Source organism: Mumia flava (assembly GCF_002797495.1).
Taxonomy (GTDB): domain Bacteria; phylum Actinomycetota; class Actinomycetes; order Propionibacteriales; family Nocardioidaceae; genus Mumia; species Mumia flava.
The window spans coordinates 58659-78395 of record NZ_PGEZ01000003.1; the positions used below are offsets into that span (position 1 = coordinate 58659).

Sequence of the window (19737 nt, forward strand, 5' to 3'; positions counted from 1 at the left end):
CCCGGTCGGGCCGACGCTCAGGCGAGCACCAGGCAGCTGCTCGTCGCGTACGCGAGCAGCCGCCCGTCGGAATCGAGCAGCTGCGCCTCCGCGAGGGCCGTCGTGCGGCCGCGGTGCATCACCCGGCCGATGCAGCGCACCGGCCCGGAATCGACCGTGAGTCGCCGGAGGAACTTCACCGTCAGGTCCTGGCTGGTGTAGCCGACGCCGGCGGGCAGCGTGGAGTGGACGGCGCAGCCCGCCGCGGAGTCGAGCAGCGTCGCGTAGACCCCGCCGTGTACGGAGCCGATCGGGTTGTAGTGGTACTCCTGCGGCGTCAGCGTGAACTCGACGTGCCCGTCCTCCACCACGGTCAGGTCGAAGCCGACCAGCGTGGCGATCGGTGGTGCGGGCAGGTCGCCGTCACGGACGGCGCGGAGTGCGCCGAGGCCGCTCAGCGCGATCGCACCCTGGGCCGTCGCCATCGGGTCGGCCCAGCGGTGCGTACGCTCCCGCGGGGCGTCCGATGCGTGCTCGGCGCGGTGCTCAGTGGTCGGTGCGGACATCGGTTCCTCCTCGGCGCTGCGCGCGGCGCGCCCGTCGTCGTTCGTCGAGGCGCGCGAACCGCTCGCGCGTCGGTGCGCTCGCGGCCGGGCCGGGCGCGGCGTGGAGTCGCATGCGGGCGACCGGCGTACCGGACGCGGCATCGGTCATCACCGGCTCGATCTCGCGTCCGGTGTCGAGGTCACGCAGGGTCACGAAGCGGTCCTCGGGAGCGAGCTCGGCGTTGCCCCACGCGAGCAGCGCGAGCACGACGGTCTGCGCGGACCGACCTCGGGCGGTCAGGACGTACTCGTCGCGCGGCGGGCGCTCGCTGTAGCGGCGCTTCTCCAGCAGGCCCTTGTCGACGAGCGTGCGGAGCCGTCGGCTGAGCATCCCGGGCGCGATCGGCAGGTCCTCGGCGAACTCGTCGAACCGCCGGATCCCGTCCAGCGCGTCGCGCAGGATCATCAGGCTCCACCAGTCGCCCAGGTCGTCGACGCTGCGGGCGATCGGGCACTCGAGCTCGCTCAGGTCCGTCCGCTTCACACCCGCCTCCTGGTTACTACTATCTTGATAGTAACCTCAACGCGGGGATCCGTCGAGAGCGAACCGCACGTCCCCCTGCCGGTCGCGAGTCGCCGCTGGCGGGGTCGCGAGTCGCGGGTGGTGCGCTCGCGGGTCGCCGCTGGCGGGGTCGCGAGTCACGCGCTGTGAAGACGTGCCTGCGTTCGGCCAGCTCGGACGGACGGGCCTGCGTTCTCGACCGTCAGCGGGTCGTCGTGCAGGCACCTGCGTCCCCGGGCGGCAGAGCCGGACGAAGGGGCCTGCAAAGGAGCGGCACGTCGGTTTCGTACGCAGGCACGTGCGGCGCGGTGGCCCGTACGCAGGCACGTCATCCCGCCGCGATGACGATCATGCGCCCGCGTCGGCTCTCGCCGAGCGACGTTCCGTCACCTGGAGCGACGGTACGAATCGCCGCCGGGTGTCACGCTTCGTCGCTCGGTGCGGATCGTGTCCGGTCTCTCCACGCCATACGTTGCCGGAACCCTCACGACCGACGTGACCCGAGACCGGAGGCGCTGACCGCCCCTTCACGAAGACGAACCACGCGTCCCCTAAGATCCCGGGCGTGCTGCCTCCCCCGACCCGACGCTGGCCGACCCGTGGGTTCGCGGCGCTCGCGGTGGGGCTGGTCGCGCTGACGTGCTGGTGCGGGGTGCGCGGGTCGTGGCGCGGCTGCGCGTACGCCGGGTTGTTCGCCGCGCTCGCCGCTCTCTGGGCGGTCGGGTCGGACCGCTGGTACCACCGGGCGTGGCCGCGCCCCGCCGAGCGGATCGCGGCTCTGCTCGTCGCCGCGATCCTGCTGCTGCTCGCGGCCGACCTGCTGGACTGACTGGCGGGACCGCGGGGCGCCTAGCATCGGGTCATGCCGCCCGCGCTCCCCGACCTGGCCGTACGAGCGTTGGCACCCGCCGACTGGGACGCCGTCCGCCGGATCTACGCCGAGGGCATCGCGACCCGCAACGCGACGTTCGAGACCGAGGTGCCCGAGGCCGACGCGCTCGACGCGAAGTGGCTCGCGAACCACCGCTGGGTGGCGGTGGCCGGCGAGGAGGTCGTCGGCTTCGCGGCGCTCGCGCCCACGTCTCCACGGGAGTGCTACGCCGGTGTCGTCGAGACCTCGGTGTACGTCGCGGACGGCGCGCGCGGCCTAGGCGTCGGGCGTGCGCTGGTCGCACAGCAGGTCCGCGCCGCCGACGCGGGCGGGATCTGGACGCTCCAGACGTCGATCTTCCCCGAGAACGAGGCGAGCATCGCGCTGCACCGCACCGCAGGCTTCCGGATCGTCGGGCGGCGCGAGCGGATCGCCCAGCTCGACGGCGCCTGGCGCGACACGATCCTCCTCGAGCGCCGCACCGCCTGACCCGTCCCGGGGCGGGGTCAGATGCCGAGGAGACGGTCGACGCGGGCGCCGACGACGTCCGAGGCGGCGCCCGCACTCCCCAGCACCACGATCACCCGGGTCGGCGGACCGGACTCCGCGGCGACCAGCGCCTCCTGCACCGCCTCGTCGAACGCGAGCGTCGCCGCGATCCGGCGGCACTCGTCCACGTACCCGCTGCGTGGTCGCAGCGCCGGCCCGATCACCTGGAGGTACGACCGGTCGTGCTGCTCGAGGAGGGCCGACGCCTGAGCCGTCATCTCGGCCACCGACGGTACGTCGTCCGCCGGCGCGGTCGCCACGTCGCAGCCCGCGGACCCGTCCGCGCGACCGTCGGCGACCTCCACCGGGCCCGGGGCGAAGAGCCCCAGCACCGGCCGGTGCTGGTCGGCCGAGGAGACCCCCCGCAGACCCGCCGCGTCGTCGACGACGGTGTAGCCACGGTCGGAGGCCTGCTGCCGGATCGCGACGTCGCCCCAGATCCCGACGGTCGCGTCGTCGTCGAACGCGTCGGCGCCACCGCCGAGCACCACGTCGGGCCGCAGGTCGATCAGCTGCTCGACGGCCGAGCCCTCTCCCCCGTGCTCGCGCGCGTCGCTCGGGCAGACCGCGCTCGTCGCACTCGGAGCCGTGCAGGCGGCGACCCCGACCTCGAGCGCCCCCAGCGAACCAGCCGGGTCGGCGACGGAACCGACCGTGACGATGCCGGTGGCGAGGCCCGCCCGGCGGGCTCGCACGAGCGGCGAGGTAGCTGCCGGCTCCGATCCGCCGGCGCCGACGGCGAACCGCAGCACGGCCGCGTCGTCCGAGGTCGCGGCGGCATCCACGCCGGGGAGCGAGCCGTCCACGCCGTACGCGCTGGTGCGCGCCGCGGCCAGGTCCGTGTCGGTGATCCCGGGGCCGACGAGCACCACGACGTGGTCGGCGGACGGGGTCGTCGCTGCGGTCGACGGGAGGCTCGGCGAGGTCAGGACGACCGCGAGCAGGCCCGCGCCGATCACGCCGAGCATCGTCCGGCGTCGCCGCCGGGTCCACGCCTGTCGGTCCATGCTCCTACGGCACCGCGGCCGGGTGACGCGAAGCCGACCTCCACGTGACCAGCAGGCGACGGTCTCCGGACGCTTCGTGCTCGCCTGCGGACGCCGCGGCCCGCTGCCAGACTGACCTGACGGGTCAGGGGGTCTCGATGGTCGCGCGCGCACGCTCGGGCAAGATCGCCGTCTGCGGTGCCGGTTCGGTCGGCAGCACGGTCGCCTACGCGGCGCTGCTGCGCGGGCTGGCCGCCGAGATCGTGCTGTACGACATCGCGACCGGCCTCGTGACCGCGCAGGCGACCGACCTCAACGACGGGGCCGCGTTCGCGCCGCCGGCGAGGATCGTCGGCAGCGACGACCCGGCAGCCTGTGCGGACGCCGACATCGTCGTGATGACCGCCGGCGCACGGCAGGAACCCGGGCAGACCCGCCTCGATCTCGCCGGGGTGAACGCCGACATCACCCGCACGGTGCTGCGCCAGGTCCGCGACGTCGCGCCGGACGCGCTCTACCTCGTCGTCACGAACCCGTGCGACGTGCTCACCGCGGTCGCGATCGAGGCGCTCGACCTGCCGCCCGGCCGGGTGTTCGGGTCCGGAACCGTGCTCGACACGGCGCGGCTGAAGTACGCGCTGTCCCAGCGCCTCCAGGTCGCGCCCCGCAGCGTGCACGCGCTGGTCGCGGGCGAGCACGGCGACTCCGAGATCGTGCTCTGGTCGGTCGCGAACGTCGGTGGCGTGCCGCTCGCGTCGTACGCCGAGCGGGGCCGCTCGATCGCGCCCGGCGAGTACGAGGAGATCCGCACGGCGGTCGCCGGCACCGCGTACACCGTGATCGAAGGCAAGGGCGCGACCGAGTACGCGATCGGACTCGCCGTCGCGGAGATCATGGAGGCGGCGCTGCGCGACGAGCACCGGTTCCTGCCGGTGTCGGTGCCGTTCACCGGCCAGTACGGGATCTCGGGCGTGTGCCTGTCCGCACCGTGCATCGTCGACCGCCAAGGCGTCCACGGGCCCGTCGAGCTCCCGATCGACGAGACCGACCTCGCGGGTCTGCGCGCCTCCGCCGCCACGATCCGCAGCCAGCTCGACGCGCTGGGCCTGCCCGCGCTGGGCCTCCCCGCGGTGTGACACAGCCCCGCGGTGTGACACAGCCCCGCGGTGTGACGCCCGCCCCCTGGCGTCACACCGCGCGCTGCGTTCACACAGCGCGGAGGGGGACCCCCTCGACGACGGTCGTGACGACGGGCAGCGTGCCGAGCGTCTCGGCGTCGACCTCCAGCGGGTCGTCGGCGAACACCGTGAAGTCCGCGTCGTACCCGACCGCGACCTTCCCGCGGGTCGCCTCCTCCCCCGACGCCCACGCGGCGTGCGTCGTGAAGCCCTCCAGCGCCTCGAGCGCGCTCAGACCCTGCTCGGGATGGATCGGCTCCAGGTCCGGGCGGTCGAACCGGCGGCGCAGCTGCGCGTCCGCCATGATCCACCGCGGGTCGTACGGGGCGATCGGCCAGTCCGACCCGAGCGCGAGCACGCCCCCGGCCCGCCGGATGTCCGCCCACCGGAAGCCGTCGTCGACCCGGTCGTCGCCGAGCCGTCGCGACCACGAGTCCGAGCGGTCCGCGTGGTTGAAGCGCGTGCAGTGCAGCGTCTGCATGCTGGCCGCCGCGGCCCGGTCCGCGAACCGCGCGACGACCTCGTCCGGCACGGTCTCGATGTGCTCGATCCGGTGCCGGGCCAGCGGTCCGTACGCGTCGCGCAGCTCGCCGAGCAGCTCCAGCACCTCGCGTACGCCGCGGTCGCCGATGCTGTGCACGGCTGCGTTGACGCCGGCGCGGTGCAGGGTCGTCACCGCCTCGCGGAACGCGCCGAAGTCCGTCCACAGCGACGACGTGGACTCCCCCTCGACGTCCGGCCGCTCGAGCCAGGCCGTGCCGCCGTCGATCGTGCCGTCGACGAACAGCTTCACGCCCTCGACCCGCCAGCGGCGCCCGGACGCCCCCTGGAGCTTCAGCACCGACTCCACGTCGTCGCCGGGCGACAGGATCGGGTGGAAGCCCATCCGCAGCGGCAGGTCGCCCTCGCGCTCCAGCGCCTCCATCAGCTCGGCGGCCGGGTCGGCGAAGTCCATCGCGTGCAGCCCGGTGTAGCCGGACGCCGCCATGCCGTCGAGCTCGGCGCGCAGCTTCGCGCCGTGCTCGGCGAGCGTCATCTCCGGCACGTGCCGCTCGACCAGGTCCGACGCGTCGGCCTCGAGCAGGTGACCGGTCGGCTTCCCGTCCGCGTCGCACACGACGCGGGCGCTGGACCGGAACGCGCGCGGCCCGTCCACGCCGGCGATCCGCAGCGCCTCGGGCGACGCGACGGCCGAGTGGCCGTCGTACAGCTGGACGTACGACGGGATGCCGACGAGCGCCGGCCCGAGCAGCGCCGCGGACGGGTTCTGCGCCCCGAAGACCCGCGGGTTCAGTCCCCAGCCGAGCAGCCAGTCGCCGTCGGCGAGCCGGTCGCGCTCGGCCGCGAGCGCCGCGCGGACCGCGTCGAGATCGAGGGCGTCGGTCAGGTCCACCCCGGCCGTCATCACGACGCCCGCGACGGGGTGGCTGTGGCCGTCGACGAGACCCGGCGTGAGCACGCCGTCGCCGAGGTCGACTACCCCGGCGTCGGGCGCGCTGGACCGCAGGTCCGCAGCGTCTCCGACGGCGACGACCCGTCCGTCGCGGACCAGGACGGCGGTCGCCCCGGTCACGGCGGGGTCCATCGTGTGGATCCGGCGGGCGGTGAACAGCGTCGTCGTCATCAGCGGATCCTCACGCTCAGGCAGGTCACGCAGCCCTCGAGCTTCTCGAACTCGCTGATGTCGACCGTCTCGATCCGGTAGCCGCGCTCGGCCAGGAGTGCGGCCGTCCGGGGCGCCGCCGAGCTCATCAGCAGCACGTCGTCGGCGAGCACGACCACGTGCGCGCCGGGCTCCTCGGGGACCTCCAGGTACGACGGGAAGAGCGACGGGTCGTCGACCACAGGCCCGTACCCGATCACGGTCCCGTCGGGCAGCGCGGTGATCGCGCTCTTGAGGTGCAGGGCCTTCGTCACCGGCACGCCGACCACGGTCCAGCCGCGCGGCTCGAGCAGCGCGGTGAGCTGCGCGATGCCCTCGGCGTTGGTGGTCCCGGTCAGGCCGACGTACACGGTGCGGCCGACCTTGAGCACGTCGCCGCCGTCGAGGGTCGCCGGCGCGCTGATGTGCGCGACCTCGAGCCCGCCGAGGCCACGGACGTACGCCTCGGCGCCGACGGTCTCGGGGTTGCGCGCGGGCTCGGCCGGGTTCGTGACGACGGCGAGGTCGTCGAACATCACGACGGCGTCCTCCACGAACACGCAGTCCGGCAGCGTGTCGTCGCCGGGCACCTCGAGCGTCGGCCAGCCGTTGCGCTCCAGCGCCTCGACGTAGCCGCGCCACTGCCGACCGGCGAGGTCGAGGTCGAGCGGCTGCCGGTCGATGAACGTGACGATCCCGTCGGCGAGCGTCGCGGCCGGCGGCCGGACGAGGGCGACGTGACGGGGGCGGACGGTCTCGGTGCGGTCGTGGGCCACGGTGCTCACGGGTTCCTCCTGGGATCGGTCGGGGCAACGTCGGTCGGGGCGTCGGTACGCGGTGCGGTCAGGGCGCCGTACGTGTCGGGTCGGCGTGTGCGCAGGAACGGGAACAGCTCCAGCCAGTCGCGCCGCTGGTCGAGGTCGAGCGTCGCGACGAGGGCGACGTCGCCGGAGCGCGGTGCGCTCGCGAGCACCCGGCCGTACGGGTCGGCGACGAACGACGAGCCGTAGAACGTGAGCAGGCCCTCGGAGCCCCAGCGGTTCGGGACGACGACGAACAGCCCGTTTGCGATCGCGTGCCCCACGATCACCTGGCGCCACAGCGGCTCGGTGTCGAAGTCGGGGTGGTCGGGCTCGGAGCCGATCGCGGTCGGGTAGACCAGCAGGTCCGCGCCGCCGAGCGCGTACGCACGGGCGACCTCGGGGAACCACTCGTCCCAGCACGTCGGCATGCCGAGCCGTGGTGCGCCGGTGACGCCGACCTCGACGACCGGGTACGGGTCGTCGGCCGGACCCGGGCGGAAGTAGTGGTCCTCGTAGTAGCCGGCCGTCACCGGGATGTGGAGCTTGCGGGTCCGTGCCACGACGCGGCCGTCGGGGTCGACGAGCATCGCGGTGTTGTAGCCGAGCCCGTCGGGACCCTCCGCCCGCTCGTAGAGCGACGCGTGCACGTGCACGCCGTGCTGCTTCGCGGCACGCGCCGCGAACGTGTGCGTCGGGCCGCTCTCGAGCGGCTCGGCCGTGCCGCCGGGCGGCGTCTCCGGTCGGACCTCGGCCGGGTAGCGCGACAGCGTCAGCTCGGGCAGGAACACGATCTTCGCCCCGGCTTGCGCGGCCGAGCCGATGCCGTCGTCCAGCACCGCCTCGAGCTCCGCGGGGTCGTCGCGCCACTGGTGCTGCACCAGGCCGACGCGCAGCGCAGCGCGCTCCGGGTCCCGGGTCCGGGCGGGCGAGCCGAGCGGCTCGCCGACGATCGTCCTCATGCCGGGCCTCCGTCCGTCGCGGCCTCGATCACGGCCTCGCTCTCGGCGCCGGCCGCGCCGGCGGCACCCGCCCGTACGGCCGGCTGCTGCTGGGTGATGCAGTGCACGCCGCCGCCGCGGACGAACAGCTCGCGGGCGTCGACGCCGATCACCTCGCGCCCGGGGTACGCCTCCGCGAGCACCGCGAGCGCGTCCGCGTCACGCGGGTCGTCGAACGTGCACGCGACCACGGCGCCGTTGAGCGCGTAGTGGTTGACGTAGCTGTAGTCGACCCAGCCGTCGGCGTCGCGCGTCGTCTCCGGCGCGGTCAGCTCGACGATCTCGAACGGCTTGCCGTCGGCATCGGTCGCGTCGGCGAGCACGGCGAGGTTCTCGGCCGTGATCGCGGCGTCGGGGTGGTCCTGGTCCGGCTGCACGTGCACGAGCAGCCGCCCGGGTGCCGCGAAGGTCGCGAGCAGGTCGACGTGCCCGCGGGTGCCGTACCGCTCGTTGTCGCGGGTCAGCCCGCGCGGGAGCCAGATCACCTTCCGTGCACCGAGTGTGCGGGCGAGCTCCGCCTCGACCTGGGTCTCGGTCCAGCCGGGGTTGCGGCCGGGGTCGAGCTGGACCGTGCGGGTGAGCAGGAACGTCCCCTGGCCGTCGGTGTGCAGACCGCCGCCCTCGTTGACCATCGCCGAGGTGATCGGCGCGGCGCCGCTGAGCCGGGTCGCGGCCTCGCTGGCCACCCCGTCGTGCTCCCAGCGCGCCCAGTCCTGGCCGCCCCAGCCGTTGAAGACCCAGTTCACCGCGCCCAGGCCGTCCGGCCCGAGCACGAACGTCGGGCCGATGTCGCGGTACCAGGCATCGTCGAGCAGGCACGCCTCGACGTCGACCGCGCCCGACAGGAACCGCCGTGCGTCGGCGATCCCGTCCGGCGGCACGAGCACCGTCACGGGCTCGTGCTCGACGATCGCGTTCGCGACCCGCGCCCACGCCGTCCACGCCGCCTCGGCCTCGGCCGGCGTCTCGCCCAGGGTGTACGGGGCGTTGGGCCACGCCATCCAGGTCCGCTCGTGCGGCTCGGTCTCGGCCGGCATCCGCCAGGTCGTCACGCGTCGTCTCCGTTCGTCTCGTCCGTCTGCGGCTCCGCCGCCGCGTCCGGTGCCGCCGCGTCCGGTGCCGCCGCGTCCGGTGCCGCCGTGCGCCAGTGCAGCTGGGAGGCGGCGTACCGCTCGCTGATCGCGATCGCCTGCGCCTTGTCGACGGGCCGGTAGCCCACGACGACACGGATCGTCAGACCGTCGAGCAGCGCCGAGAACCCCTCGACGAACCCCCCGACGTCGGTCTCGGCGTCCAGCTCGCCACGCGCCACGCCGTACGCGAGCACCTCGCGCAGCAGGCCCTGCCAGTCGCGCTCGAGCTCGCTGATCAGGTCGTGCACCGCCTTGTCGTGCACGGCCTCGGACCAGGCCTGCAGCCACATCAGCAGCCCGCTGTCGTGCAGGCCCATCGGCGCACCCGCCGCGAGCAGCCAGTCCCAGCGCTCGCGGGCGGTGGGCAGCGTCTCGAACGCGTCGTACGCGCTCGCGCGCAGATCCTGCTCCACCATCCGCAGGGCCGACATGAAGAGGTCCGACTTGGACTCGAAGTAGTAGAGCAGGTGCGCCCCGGTCATCCCGAGGCTCTCGCCGATGTCGGACAACCGCACGTTGCGGTAGCCCTGCTCGCTCAGCGGCGCGACGGCCGCGCGGGCGATCTCGTTGCGCCGCTCCTGACGCTTGGTGCTCACGGGTGCGCTCCGTTCTCGGTCGTGACCAGGTCGCGGCCGTCGGGCAGCATGGGCGCTGCGTCGATCAGCTCTCGGGTGTAGGCGTCGGCCGGCGCCGCGAACACCGCGTCCACCGGACCGCTCTCCACCACACGACCCTGCCGCATCACGGCCGCGTCGTCGCAGACGTAGCGCACCAGGTCGAGGTCGTGGCTCACGCAGACCAGCGTGATCCCCGCCGTACGGCGCAGCTCGGCGAGCAGGTCCAGCACCGAGGCCTGCACCACCACGTCGAGCGCACTGGTCGCCTCGTCGGCGATCAGCACCTGCGGCTCGAGCGCGAGCGCGCGGGCGATCGCCACCCGCTGCTTCTGCCCGCCCGACAGCTGGTGCGGCCGGGCGTGCGCGACCGAGGTCGACAGGTGCACCTGGTCGAGCAGCTCGGCGACCCGCGTCTCGGTCCGCGCCGACGGCACGACATCGTGCACGTCGAGCAGCTCTGCGAGCGTGGACGCGACCGTACGGGCCGGGTTGAGGGTCGTGCCGGGATCCTGGAACACCATCTGGATCGCGCGCCGGGTCGCGGCGTCGCGGCGGCGTCGCAGGGGCCGGCCGTCGTAGCGGATCTGTCCCGACGCGACGTCGTTCAGGCCCATCACGGCCCGCATCAGCGTGGACTTGCCGGACCCGGACTCCCCCACGATGCCGACCGCGCCGCCGCGCGGGACCGTGAGGCTGACGTCGTCGACTGCGGTTACGGGGGCGTTGCCGCTCCCCAGCAGTCGGTCCCACGGCCGGGGGTCGCGACCGAAGCGGACGGTGACGTGCTCGATCTCGAGCAGTGCGGTCATCGGCTGACCTCCTCGACCTCGCGGGTGGCGAGCCGGCGCGCGAGGTTCGCGGCGAGCAGCTCGCGGGTGTACGGGTGCTGCGGGTCGGCGAGCACGGCCCGGGTCGTCCCGGACTCGACGACGTCGCCGAGCCTCATCACGGCGATCCGCTCGCACACCGACGCGACCACCGCGAGGTCGTGGCTGACGAACGCCATCGCGGTCCCGCGCTCGGTGACGAGCGCGCGGAGCAGGTCGAGGATCTGCGCCTGGACGCGCACGTCGAGCGCGGTGGTCGGCTCGTCGCAGAGCAGCACGTCGGGGTCGACCGACAGGGCCGCCGCGATCACCACGCGCTGCCGCATCCCGCCGGACAGCTCGTGCGGCCACGCCCGGACCCGCTCGGCGGCGCGGTCGATCCCGACGCTGTCGAGCAGCTCGACCGTCGCACGCCGGGCGTCACGACGCGACGTACCCGGGTGGTGGCGACGCCACGTGCCGGCGACCAGGTCGCCGACGCGCATCGTCGGGTTCAGGGCGGTCGCGGGCTCCTGGAAGATCATCGCGGCGCGGCCGGTCCGCTCGACCGTGCCGGTGGCGCGCAGCGTGGGCGGCAGGATGTCCATCACCGCCCGCAGCGTCAGGCTCTTGCCGCTGCCGGACTCACCGACGATCCCGAGGGTCTCGCCCGGCCGCAGCGCCAGCGAGACGCCGTGGACGAGCTCGTGGTCGTCGTCGGCGCGGGCCACCCGCAGGTCGTCGAGGCGGAGCACCGGCGCGTCGTCCCGTACGGGAGCGTGGCCGGTGGTCGGTGTCGCGGTCGTCGGGCTCATCGGCGGGCACCCCTGTCCTGGAGGCCGTCGCCGACGAGCGCGAACCCGAAGGCGAGGGCGGTGATGACCAGACCCGGCACGACCGTGAGCCACGCCGCGGTGGTGATGTACGGCTGCGCGGCCGCGATCATGCTTCCCCACTCGGGCGTCGGCTGCTGGACCCCGAACCCGAGGAACGAGAACGCCGCCAGCGCCGTCACCGCGAACACGAGGTCCGAGGTGAGGTAGACGACGGTCTGCTTGAGGGTGTTGGGAAGGACGTGCCGGACGATGATGCGGCCCGTGCCGAACCCGGCCGTGACGGCGGCGGTCACGTACTCCGAGGACCGGATCCGCAGCACCTCGGCGCGGATCAGCCGGGCGTACACGACCCAGCCGACCATCGTGAAGCTGATCAGCAGCGAGCGGACGCCCGGCCCGAGGCTGAAGACCAGCACGATCATCAGGATGTACATCGGGAAGGCCTGGAGCAGGTCGCTGACTCGCATCACGACCGCGTCGAACCAGCCCCCGACGTACCCGCAGATCACGCCGAGCGTCGTCCCGAGGAGGCACGGCAGGATCGTGCCGAGAGCGGCGACGGGGAGGTCGACGCGGGCCGCGTAGATGATCCGGCTGAGCTGGTCGCGGCCGAGCTCGTCGGTGCCGAGCCAGTGGACGGACGACGGCGGCTGCAGGGCGTTCGTGACGTCCTGCGCGATCGGGTCGTACGGGGCGAGCCACGGAGCGAGCAGGGCGGTGAGCGTGAAGAGGCCGACGACGACGAGTCCGATCGTCAGCTTCCAGCGGCCGCCCTTGCGGGTGGAGGCCTGGGCTGCGGCGGACCCGAGCGGCCCCGCCTGGAGGGTGCTGGTGCTCATGCGCTGATCCTCACGCGGGGGTCGACGATCGCGGTCACGATGTCGGAGAGCAGGTACAGGAGGACGACGAGCACCGCGAAGACGATCGCGTACCCCTGGACGAGCGGGAAGTCACGGGTGCTGGCCGCGGTCACGAGACCCTGGCCCATCCCGGGCAGGCCGAAGGCCACCTCGACGACCACCGTGCCGAACAGCGCGTAGCCGGCCTGGGCTGCGGTGACCGTGATGAGCGGCGGGACGGCGTTGCGGAGCTGGAAGCGGCGCAGCAGTCCGACGCCGCCGTAGCCGAGCGTGCGGCCCGCGAGCACGAACTCGGCGTCGGACAGCTCCATCATCCGCGCGCGCAGGCTGCGGATCATCGGCGGCGCGATCCCGATCGCCACCACGAAGGCCGGCAGCACGAGCGAGCGCGCGTACTCGATCCCGCCGTCGCCGATCCCGGCGACCGGGAACCAGCCCGTCGGCAGGGCGATCAGACGGATCGCCATGATCGCGACCCAGAACGTCGGCAGACCGATCCCGAGCACACCGAGCGCCCGTACGGCGTGGTCGACCGGACCGTCCGGACGCCGCGCGGCGAGGACCGCCAGCGGGACGGCCATCAGCAGGGCGAGCAGCACGCCCGCGACGGCCACCGAGAGCGTGACCGGAAGCTGGGCGGCGATCTGCGAGGTGACCGTCTGGCCCGACTTGAACGACGTGCCCAGGTCGCCCGAGAGCACCTGCCCGACGTAGTCCACGTAGCGCGTCAGCACCGGCTGGTCGAGCCCGAGCTGGTGTGCGACCGCGTCGACCTGCGACTGCGGGGCCCGCGGGCCGGCCACCAGCCGCGCCGGGTCCCCCGGGGTGAGGCTGAGCAGCAGCATCACGAGCAGGAGGATCCCCAGCAGGAGCGGCACCAGGCTCAGGACCCGCCGGACGATGAACCCGTACCGGCTGCTCACTCGGTCGTCCAGACGTCGTCGAAGTAGTAGGTGCCCCACGGGGTGATGTCGACGCCGTGCGCGTCGTCACCGACCGCCTCGAGCGCCGAGATGTGGGCGAGCGCGAGGAACGGGGCCTGCTCGGACCAGCGGTCCTGCATCCGGGTCACGATCGACTTCTTGTCGTCCTCGGTCGCAGCCGCGGCGTACTCGGTGAGGTCGCCGATCAGGTCGTCGACGGGCGCCCCGGTGAACATCGAGCTGGTCGCTGCGACGTACCACGCGGGGTCGGCGACGTCGGGCGAGATCGCGTTGTAGGCGAAGATCCCGAGCTGGTAGTCGCCGCCGGAGATCGACGCGAAGTTCGTGGACGCGTCGGCCGAGCGCAGGTCGACGGTGATGCCGACCGCCGCGAGGTTCTCCTGGATGATCTGCGCCATCAGCGTCGAGCTCGGGTCGTTCGGATAGGTGAACGTCAGCTTCGCCGGTGCCGAGGAGGCGCCGTCGAGCAGCTCCTGCGCCTGGGCGGCGTCCTGGCTGAAGTACGGCTCCGACGGCGGCGCCCAGTTCGGGCTGTTGGTCGGCAGCGCACCCGTCGGGACCACCCCGTACCCCCGCAGCGCCGTGCTGACGATCGCGTCGTAGTCGATCGCGTACCCGATCGCGCGGCGGACGGCGGGGTCGGACAGCGCCGGGTCCTGGGTGTTCATCAGGAGCAGCGGCGTCAGGTGCTCGGACTCCGCCTGGACGTTCTGCTCGGGGAGGCTGTCCGCGGTCACCGGGAGGATCTCGTCGGCGGTGTCGATCTCGCCGGACTGGAGCCGGAGCACGATCGAGTTGGGGTCGCTGGCGAACGTGCTGACGATCTCGTCGACGTACGGGCGGTCCTCGCGGTAGTAGTGGTCGCTGCGCTCGAGCACGACCTCGCCGTTGGTGCTCCACGTCGAGACCGTGTACGGGCCGGCGCCGACCGGCTGCTTCCAGAAGGCCTGCGCGGTCCTGCCGCCGAAGTCCTTCGGCACGACACCGGCCACGGCCCAGGAGAGGTAGACCGGGAAGGTGGTGTCGGGCGCGACCAGGTGGAGCTCGATCGTGTGGTCGTCGACGACCTTCGTCGCCTCGACGGCCGAGTAGGTCGCGCCGTAGTTGGCTCCCTGCTTCCAGACGTCGACGGAGAACGCGACGTCGGCGGCGGTGACCGGGCTGCCGTCGCTGAAGGTGGCGTCGGGGTTCAGCGTGAGCGTCAGGACGGTGCTGTCGTCGTTGAACGTCCACTCCGTCGCGAGGCCGGGGACCAGCTCGGTGCCGTCTCCCGACGTCCGGATCAGCGGCTCGATCACGGCCTGCGAGATCTGGTACGAGGAGTTCAGGGTCTGCTTGTCGAGCTCGAAGCCCTCGAACGGGTTCGCGCGCACGACGTCGAGCGTGCCGCCCGCGACCGGGTCGCCGGAGGCGTCGGCGTCGGTCGCGGCGGGCGAGCAGGCGGAGAGAGCGAGCAGGGCGGCCGCGGCGAGGGGGCCGGCGAGACGACGGAACATGGGTGACCCTTCGACGAAAATTTGAGTCGGGTTCAAAGTTTCGTTCAAACTAGGCCCGCCGGACGCCCTTGGCAAGGGGTTGCGCCGACATTTACGAGGGCTTTACGCGACGGAAACCGTTGTTCACGCCGCGCCCGACGACGGAATTAGGCGCAATGCCGGGGCGAATCGCCCTCAGCCGTGGTCGAGGGCGCGGTCGACCTGGGCCTGGGTCATCCCGGTCGCGTACAGCAGGTCCGACGCGATCGCCCGGACCTGGGCGACCACGGCGGCGTCGTTGATCGTCGCGGCGCTCGGCAGCGCCGTCGTGGCGAGCCGCGCCGCCTCGATCAGCTGCGAGCGCGCCTCGTCGAAGGCGTACTGGAGCGAGAGGTCGTCGGCGAACACCCCGACGGAGCGGTGCAGCAGCCCGACCGCTTCCGGCATCCCGTCGGGCGACCGCTCGCCGTGCCGCAGCATGGTGTGCACCCTGCGGGCGAGCACCCGCGTGTCCCGCACGGCGTTGTCGACGTCGCGGACCGCCGACACGTACAGGTCGACGTGGGTCCGCTGCCGCCACCGCAACGGCGAGAGCCGGGCGACCTCCGCCGCGGAGTCGACGGTGCCGCCGAGCGACTCGATCACCGGCTGGAGCCCGCGCGCCTCCTGCAGCGCCGTCCACGCCGGCCCTGCGTCGCCGAGCCGCAGCGACGCCTCGATGTCACGCAGCGCGATCGACAGCCCGGCGAGCACGCGCTTCACCTGGCTGTCGAGCCGACGGACCGGATTCATGGGCACCAGCAGCACGAGGGCCAGCCCGACGAGCCCACCGACCGAGGCGTCGATGAACCTCCCGATCGCAGGGTCGCCCGACGACAGCGGCGCGATCGCGGCCAGGAGGCTCGCCGACGTGGCCGCCTGCGTACGCGCGAGGCCGCGCAGGCCGAGGAACGTCGCGGCGGCCACCGCGAGGAAGACGATCACCATGATCTGCCACGCCCCGCGGCCGATGACCATGATGAGGAGCTCACCGACGAGCACGCCCACCGAGACCCCGACGACCAGCTCGACGGTGATGCGCCAGCGTCCGCCGGCTCCGCCGTAGATCACCAGGATCGCCGCGACCGGCGCGAAGAACGGCTGCGGGTGTCCGACGAGGTCGTGCGCCACGAACCACGCGAGCCCGGCGGCCACCGCGACCTGGACCAGGCTGGTCGTCTCTGCACGGACCGCGATCAGACGGGACCGCAGCGAGCTCGGCAGCCGGGTGGTGCGGGCGTCGGCCCGCTCCCCCACCCGCGTCAGGAACCCCTGCCCTCGAGCCATCGCCGCGCCCGCGCCGTCAGCTCGTCACAGGTACAGCCCGGTCTGGTCGTCGTCGATCCGCTCGGCGGCGACGGCGTGGAGGTCACGCTCACGGAGCAGGATCAGGTCGCGGCCCCGGACCTCGACCTCGGCGCGCTCGTCCGGGTCGAACAGCACCCGGTCGCCGATCTGGACCGTCCGCACGCTGCCCCCGACCGCCTCGACCCGGGCCCAGGACAGCCGGCGGCCCATCGCGGCGGTCGCCGGGATCACGATCCCGCCGGTCGACCGACGGTCCCCGGACTCGTTGTCCAACGACACCAGCAACCGGTCGTGGAGCATCCGGATCGGGAGGCCGTCGGCCATTCAGTCGCTCACGATCTTGCGGATCAGGACGACGAGGCCCACGAGCACGACCGTCCCGCCGACGACCGGCCCGATCGTCTCCATCCGCGGCTGGCCGTCCTCGGTGACGAACTTCGCCTTGATGTCCGCCAGCGTGCGGCGCGCGACGTTCTTCGGCGCCGTCCGGTCGACCAGCTGGTCGATCGTGCCGGCCAACCGGGCCCGCGCCTCGTCGATCTGCGCGACGAGCTCGTCGGGCGTGCCCGTGATCGTCGTCGGGACCTCCGGCCGGGAATGCGTGCTCACGGTGTCTCCTCGCTCGCCGGGGGCCTGGACAGGCCCGGGGACGACTCGCCTCTCGATGTCACGGTACCGATAGGCAAGGATAGGGGCTATGACCACTCGACTGCAGCCAGGTGACACCGCGCCGGACTTCACGCTCACCGACGACACCGGTCGCGAGGTGACGCTGTCGGACCTGCGCGGCGGCAAGGTGATCGTGTACTTCTACCCCGCCGCGATGACCCCCGGCTGCACGAAGGAGGCCTGCGACTTCACCGCGGAGCGGGAGTCGCTGGACGCCTCCGGTTACACCGTGCTCGGGATCTCCCCGGACAAGCCCGAGAAGCTCGCGAAGTTCCGCGAGAAGGAGGGCCTCGGCATCACGCTGCTCTCGGACCCCGACAAGGGGGTTCTGCGGGCCTGGGGCGCGTTCGGCGAGAAGAAGCTCTACGGGAAGGTGATCGAGGGCGTCATCCGCTCCACGTTCGTGGTCGACGAGGACGGCGCCATCACCTCGGCCCAGTACAACGTCAAGGCCACCGGCCACGTCGAGCGCCTGCTCCGCCAGCTCGCGATCTGACCCTCGGCCCCTCCGCTGGTCGAGGCGCGAGCGGAGCGAACGATGCCCTCCGCTGGTCGAGGCGCGAGCGCAACCCTCCGCTGGTCGAGGCGCGAGCGGAGCGAGCGATCGAGACCCCCGTTCTCGATCGGGGCTCGTCCCTCACCCCGCGTCGAACCACGGACTGGCCCCTAGACTTGGCCCCGCACACGCCGGTGTGGTGGAACTGGTAGACACGCAGGATTTAGGTTCCTGTGTCGCGAGACGTGCAGGTTCGAGTCCTGTCACCGGCACCGATCTTTGGGCCGCTGACCTGCGATAACAGGTCGGCGGCCCTTCGCGTGCAACATACGTGCGATAGGGCCTCCGGAACAGAACGGCCCCGGGCGGAGCGGCGACTCCGACCCAGGGCCTCGATCCACGGAGGCAACCGTGAACCGTACGCACACCGTACCCACCGGCCCGGCCCGAACGGTCCTGGCCTGCACCACGCTGGAGCAGCTCTGCTCGGGCGACGACGCCGCGATCCGTGCTGACGACGGCACGAACCCGCGCGCCTACGTCGTGATGAGGCCCGACGGCACGCTCGACGTGCCCGAGGTCGCCGCGTACGTCCGCCGCGACGTCGAGGCGGTGGCGGCATGAGCACCATCGACCCGGCGGCGCTGTACCGCGCTGTCGACGACGCACTCGGCCCGGACGCCGGCGAGGTCTACGACGTCGGAGGCGTCGTGGCGACCCTGCTGGACAAGCTCGACGAGCCGACATCATGCTCGGCTCCCGAAGAGCATGTCGATCGAGTTGTGCTCGTAGCGACCACCTCGATCCCCGCTGACGTCTTTTGGCTGGCAGTCGCCGACAACCGGCTGCCGGATCGCACCGGCCCCTGCCCGCAGGAGCTCTCGTGGTGCACCAGCCACGGATTCGGCGACGACCCCGGTGACCTGGGGTGGCACGAGCACGTCATCAGCCGCGACGTCGCGGTGACGCTGGACCGCACGGTCAGCGACGAGCCTCGGGTCGCGATCGGCGGTCGGATCGGCGACGAGGAGTACCTCACCCCGTCGCAGGCCCAGGCACTCGCTGAGGACCTCGTGCGGGCCGCGGCGTACATCGCGGGGATCGACGACTGAGCGAGGAAGCGCCGTCGCTCAGTCGCCGACGTCGTTGCGGCTGTAGCGCCGGCGCTTGCCGAGCTTGCGCTGCACGGCGATGGGGTCACGCTGGCGCCTGCCCTGCCCGCGGCGCTTCTGCGGCTTGCACATTGCACAGCCACGCCAGGAGCGGGACGGGTGAGCCTGCGACATGCCGGCCAGCCTAGCTCTGGGCGGCGGACTTCGCCTTCGCATTCGGCACGCGCCAGACGCCGTACAGGGTGCCGAGGCCTGCCAGCGCCACGGTGACCCACTCGGCGGTGGTGACGTGGTCGTCGGCGAGTGCGGTGCCGAGCGCGGTCAGGGTCGCGATCGACGCGCCGACGAGGGCCTTGGCGACAGGCTTGAGGGTCTCGAGGTTCATAATCACTTCCTCCCGATCTTGTAGAGCCAGGACAGGGCTCGGTTGGTCCGCCGGGTGCGGACCTTCTTCCCGGACGCCTTGGCGTTCTTGCGGGCCTCGCGTGCGGCCTGGATCGCGGTACCGACGTCGGCCGGCCGCCGGATCGGGCGCTTGCGGAACTGGTAGCCGTTGCCGTCGACCAGGACATAGCCGAGCAGGGTCAGGCCCCAACGCCGCGAGAGGTCGTCGATGTGGGCGCGGCCGACCGAGCGGGCGCCGTTGACGTCGGTGGAGATCACGCGGCCCTTGCCGAGCGCGACGGCGGCGTGGCCGTGGCCGTTGGAGCCGCCCGACCAGTAGACGGCGGCGCCGCGCGGGATCTTCTGCGACTTCGTGGTGGCGACGACGGTGCCGTGGGCCTTGGCGCGCTTCCACGCGTCGACCGCGTCGGCGTCCTTGTCGCCGTCGAAGTTCCCGCTGGACGGCACGCCGTAGCAGCCGCGGGTGAAGAGCTGGCAGTAGCCGGCCTCGGGCATCTTGTTGTGGCCGATCTTGCCGGCGGCGTAGGCGACGGCGGCCTCTCCCATGCGCGGCGCGGGCTTGGTCACGGTGTGTCCTCTCGCTTGCCGAGGGCCTTCCAGACCTCTCGGAACTCGTTGTTGCTCCAGTCCAGGTGGCGCTGGAGCGCGTTGCGGTCGTCCTCGAGCCGGTTGCCGAGGGTGACCACGGCCTGCTGGACGTCGTCGATCCGGTCGAGCACGGTCGGGCGGGTGTTGCTGTGGTGGTTCTCGGTGACCTGCTTCTTGACGAGCTCGACGGGCTTGACGAGGTGCTCGCGCAGGTAGGGCACGAGGATGAACTTCGTGGCGAGCCCGGCGATGGTGCACAGCGTCAGCAGCGTCCCGAGGGACCAGGTGATGGTGGTCTGCACTTCGCTCACTGGTTCTTCCTCCCGAGAGGGTTGG

General features: G+C 72.7%; 25 protein-coding genes and 1 tRNA gene. 7 read left to right on the forward strand and 19 right to left on the reverse strand.

Going from position 1 to position 19737, the window contains the following annotated elements:
• Positions 1-17: 17 nt before the first annotated feature.
• Together CLV56_RS19685 and CLV56_RS19690 are read right to left on the reverse strand one after the other, a co-directional pair.
• Positions 18-545, reverse strand: coding sequence for a PaaI family thioesterase (locus tag CLV56_RS19685; protein WP_100415561.1), 528 nt, complete (start codon positions 543-545; stop codon positions 18-20).
• Positions 526-1068 carry a winged helix-turn-helix transcriptional regulator gene (locus CLV56_RS19690; protein WP_100415562.1) on the reverse strand — a complete coding sequence of 181 codons (543 nt, stop codon included), beginning with the start codon at positions 1066-1068 and terminating at the stop codon, positions 526-528. The genes CLV56_RS19685 and CLV56_RS19690 overlap by 20 nt, the downstream gene beginning before the upstream one ends.
• Positions 1069-1651: 583 nt before the next feature.
• Here CLV56_RS19690 and CLV56_RS19695 point away from each other — a divergent pair.
• Together CLV56_RS19695 and CLV56_RS19700 are read left to right on the forward strand one after the other, a co-directional pair.
• A complete protein-coding gene (locus CLV56_RS19695) occupies positions 1652-1915 on the forward strand; it encodes a hypothetical protein (RefSeq protein WP_039355802.1) in 264 nt (87 codons plus the stop codon).
• A gap of 33 nt (positions 1916-1948) precedes the next feature.
• Complete coding sequence (locus CLV56_RS19700; protein WP_100415563.1) at positions 1949-2446, forward strand: GNAT family N-acetyltransferase; 498 nt, start codon at positions 1949-1951, stop codon at positions 2444-2446.
• A 17-nt stretch (positions 2447-2463) separates the two neighbouring features.
• Here CLV56_RS19700 and CLV56_RS19705 read toward each other — a convergent pair whose 3' ends face one another.
• Positions 2464-3513 carry an alkaline phosphatase gene (locus tag CLV56_RS19705; RefSeq protein ID WP_100415564.1) on the reverse strand — a complete coding sequence of 350 codons (1050 nt, stop codon included), beginning with the start codon at positions 3511-3513 and terminating at the stop codon, positions 2464-2466.
• A 137-nt stretch (positions 3514-3650) separates the two neighbouring features.
• On the opposite strand from CLV56_RS19705, the gene CLV56_RS19710 reads away from it, so the two are divergent.
• Positions 3651-4628: an L-lactate dehydrogenase gene (locus CLV56_RS19710; protein WP_039355799.1), complete on the forward strand. Its 978-nt coding sequence runs from the start codon at positions 3651-3653 to the stop codon at positions 4626-4628.
• 70 nt (positions 4629-4698) lie between these two features.
• Here the strand turns inward: CLV56_RS19710 and CLV56_RS19715 are convergent, their stop codons facing one another.
• The 13 genes from CLV56_RS19715 to CLV56_RS20735 form a co-directional block, all read right to left on the reverse strand.
• Positions 4699-6294 carry an amidohydrolase gene (locus CLV56_RS19715; protein WP_100415565.1) on the reverse strand — a complete coding sequence of 532 codons (1596 nt, stop codon included), beginning with the start codon at positions 6292-6294 and terminating at the stop codon, positions 4699-4701.
• The gene (ddaH, locus tag CLV56_RS19720) at positions 6294-7097 is read right to left on the reverse strand and encodes a dimethylargininase (RefSeq protein ID WP_281254281.1); all 804 of its coding nucleotides are present in this window, start codon (positions 7095-7097) and stop codon (positions 6294-6296) included. The genes CLV56_RS19715 and ddaH overlap by 1 nt, the downstream gene beginning before the upstream one ends.
• Positions 7094-8074: a nitrilase-related carbon-nitrogen hydrolase gene (locus CLV56_RS19725; protein ID WP_039355796.1), complete on the reverse strand. Its 981-nt coding sequence runs from the start codon at positions 8072-8074 to the stop codon at positions 7094-7096. The genes ddaH and CLV56_RS19725 overlap by 4 nt, the downstream gene beginning before the upstream one ends.
• On the reverse strand, positions 8071-9165 hold the full coding sequence (locus CLV56_RS19730) for an agmatine deiminase family protein (protein WP_100415566.1): 1095 nt from the start codon (positions 9163-9165) through the stop codon (positions 8071-8073). Before CLV56_RS19730 ends, CLV56_RS19725 begins: the two co-directional genes overlap by 4 nt.
• Positions 9162-9842, reverse strand: a complete 681-nt coding sequence (locus CLV56_RS19735; protein ID WP_039355793.1) for a TetR/AcrR family transcriptional regulator — start codon at positions 9840-9842, stop codon at positions 9162-9164. The genes CLV56_RS19730 and CLV56_RS19735 overlap by 4 nt, the downstream gene beginning before the upstream one ends.
• Positions 9839-10672, reverse strand: coding sequence for an ABC transporter ATP-binding protein (locus tag CLV56_RS19740; protein ID WP_039355790.1), 834 nt, complete (start codon positions 10670-10672; stop codon positions 9839-9841). Before CLV56_RS19740 ends, CLV56_RS19735 begins: the two co-directional genes overlap by 4 nt.
• Entirely contained in the window at positions 10669-11484 is an 816-nt protein-coding gene (locus CLV56_RS19745) for an ABC transporter ATP-binding protein (protein WP_100415567.1), read from the reverse strand. Before CLV56_RS19745 ends, CLV56_RS19740 begins: the two co-directional genes overlap by 4 nt.
• Entirely contained in the window at positions 11481-12344 is an 864-nt protein-coding gene (locus CLV56_RS19750) for an ABC transporter permease (RefSeq protein WP_039355788.1), read from the reverse strand. Before CLV56_RS19750 ends, CLV56_RS19745 begins: the two co-directional genes overlap by 4 nt.
• Positions 12341-13288, reverse strand: a complete 948-nt coding sequence (locus tag CLV56_RS19755; RefSeq protein ID WP_039342055.1) for an ABC transporter permease — start codon at positions 13286-13288, stop codon at positions 12341-12343. The genes CLV56_RS19750 and CLV56_RS19755 overlap by 4 nt, the downstream gene beginning before the upstream one ends.
• Positions 13285-14805: an ABC transporter substrate-binding protein gene (locus tag CLV56_RS19760; RefSeq protein WP_039342053.1), complete on the reverse strand. Its 1521-nt coding sequence runs from the start codon at positions 14803-14805 to the stop codon at positions 13285-13287. The genes CLV56_RS19755 and CLV56_RS19760 overlap by 4 nt, the downstream gene beginning before the upstream one ends.
• A 174-nt stretch (positions 14806-14979) precedes the next feature.
• Complete coding sequence (locus tag CLV56_RS19765) at positions 14980-16110, reverse strand: FUSC family protein (protein ID WP_100415568.1); 1131 nt, start codon at positions 16108-16110, stop codon at positions 14980-14982.
• Positions 16111-16134: 24 nt separating this feature from the next.
• Positions 16135-16455, reverse strand: a complete 321-nt coding sequence (locus CLV56_RS19770; RefSeq protein WP_039342050.1) for a GroES family chaperonin — start codon at positions 16453-16455, stop codon at positions 16135-16137.
• The gene (locus CLV56_RS20735; RefSeq protein ID WP_157805235.1) at positions 16456-16740 is read right to left on the reverse strand and encodes a DUF3618 domain-containing protein; all 285 of its coding nucleotides are present in this window, start codon (positions 16738-16740) and stop codon (positions 16456-16458) included.
• Between the two features lie 88 nt (positions 16741-16828).
• Between CLV56_RS20735 and bcp the strand changes: the two genes are divergently transcribed.
• From bcp to CLV56_RS19795, 4 genes are all read left to right on the forward strand, one after another.
• Positions 16829-17296 (forward strand): thioredoxin-dependent thiol peroxidase, encoded by a 468-nt coding sequence (gene bcp / locus CLV56_RS19780; protein ID WP_039342047.1) that lies wholly within the window; start codon positions 16829-16831, stop codon positions 17294-17296.
• 190 nt (positions 17297-17486) lie between these two features.
• A tRNA-Leu gene (locus CLV56_RS19785) sits at positions 17487-17568 on the forward strand.
• A 139-nt stretch (positions 17569-17707) separates the two neighbouring features.
• Positions 17708-17920, forward strand: coding sequence for a hypothetical protein (locus tag CLV56_RS19790; RefSeq protein ID WP_039342043.1), 213 nt, complete (start codon positions 17708-17710; stop codon positions 17918-17920).
• A complete protein-coding gene (locus CLV56_RS19795) occupies positions 17917-18408 on the forward strand; it encodes a hypothetical protein (RefSeq protein ID WP_039342040.1) in 492 nt (163 codons plus the stop codon). The genes CLV56_RS19790 and CLV56_RS19795 overlap by 4 nt, the downstream gene beginning before the upstream one ends.
• A gap of 184 nt (positions 18409-18592) precedes the next feature.
• On the opposite strand, the gene CLV56_RS19800 is transcribed toward CLV56_RS19795, so the two are convergent.
• Genes CLV56_RS19800 through CLV56_RS19810 form a run of 3 tightly spaced genes read right to left on the reverse strand, consistent with a single transcriptional unit; the run spans position 18593 to position 19712 of the window.
• Positions 18593-18793 carry a hypothetical protein gene (locus tag CLV56_RS19800; RefSeq protein ID WP_039342037.1) on the reverse strand — a complete coding sequence of 67 codons (201 nt, stop codon included), beginning with the start codon at positions 18791-18793 and terminating at the stop codon, positions 18593-18595.
• Between the two features lie 2 nt (positions 18794-18795).
• The gene (locus CLV56_RS19805) at positions 18796-19380 is read right to left on the reverse strand and encodes a hypothetical protein (protein ID WP_039342035.1); all 585 of its coding nucleotides are present in this window, start codon (positions 19378-19380) and stop codon (positions 18796-18798) included.
• Positions 19377-19712 carry a hypothetical protein gene (locus CLV56_RS19810; protein WP_039342032.1) on the reverse strand — a complete coding sequence of 112 codons (336 nt, stop codon included), beginning with the start codon at positions 19710-19712 and terminating at the stop codon, positions 19377-19379. The genes CLV56_RS19805 and CLV56_RS19810 overlap by 4 nt, the downstream gene beginning before the upstream one ends.
• Between the last annotated feature and the right edge of the window lie 25 nt (positions 19713-19737).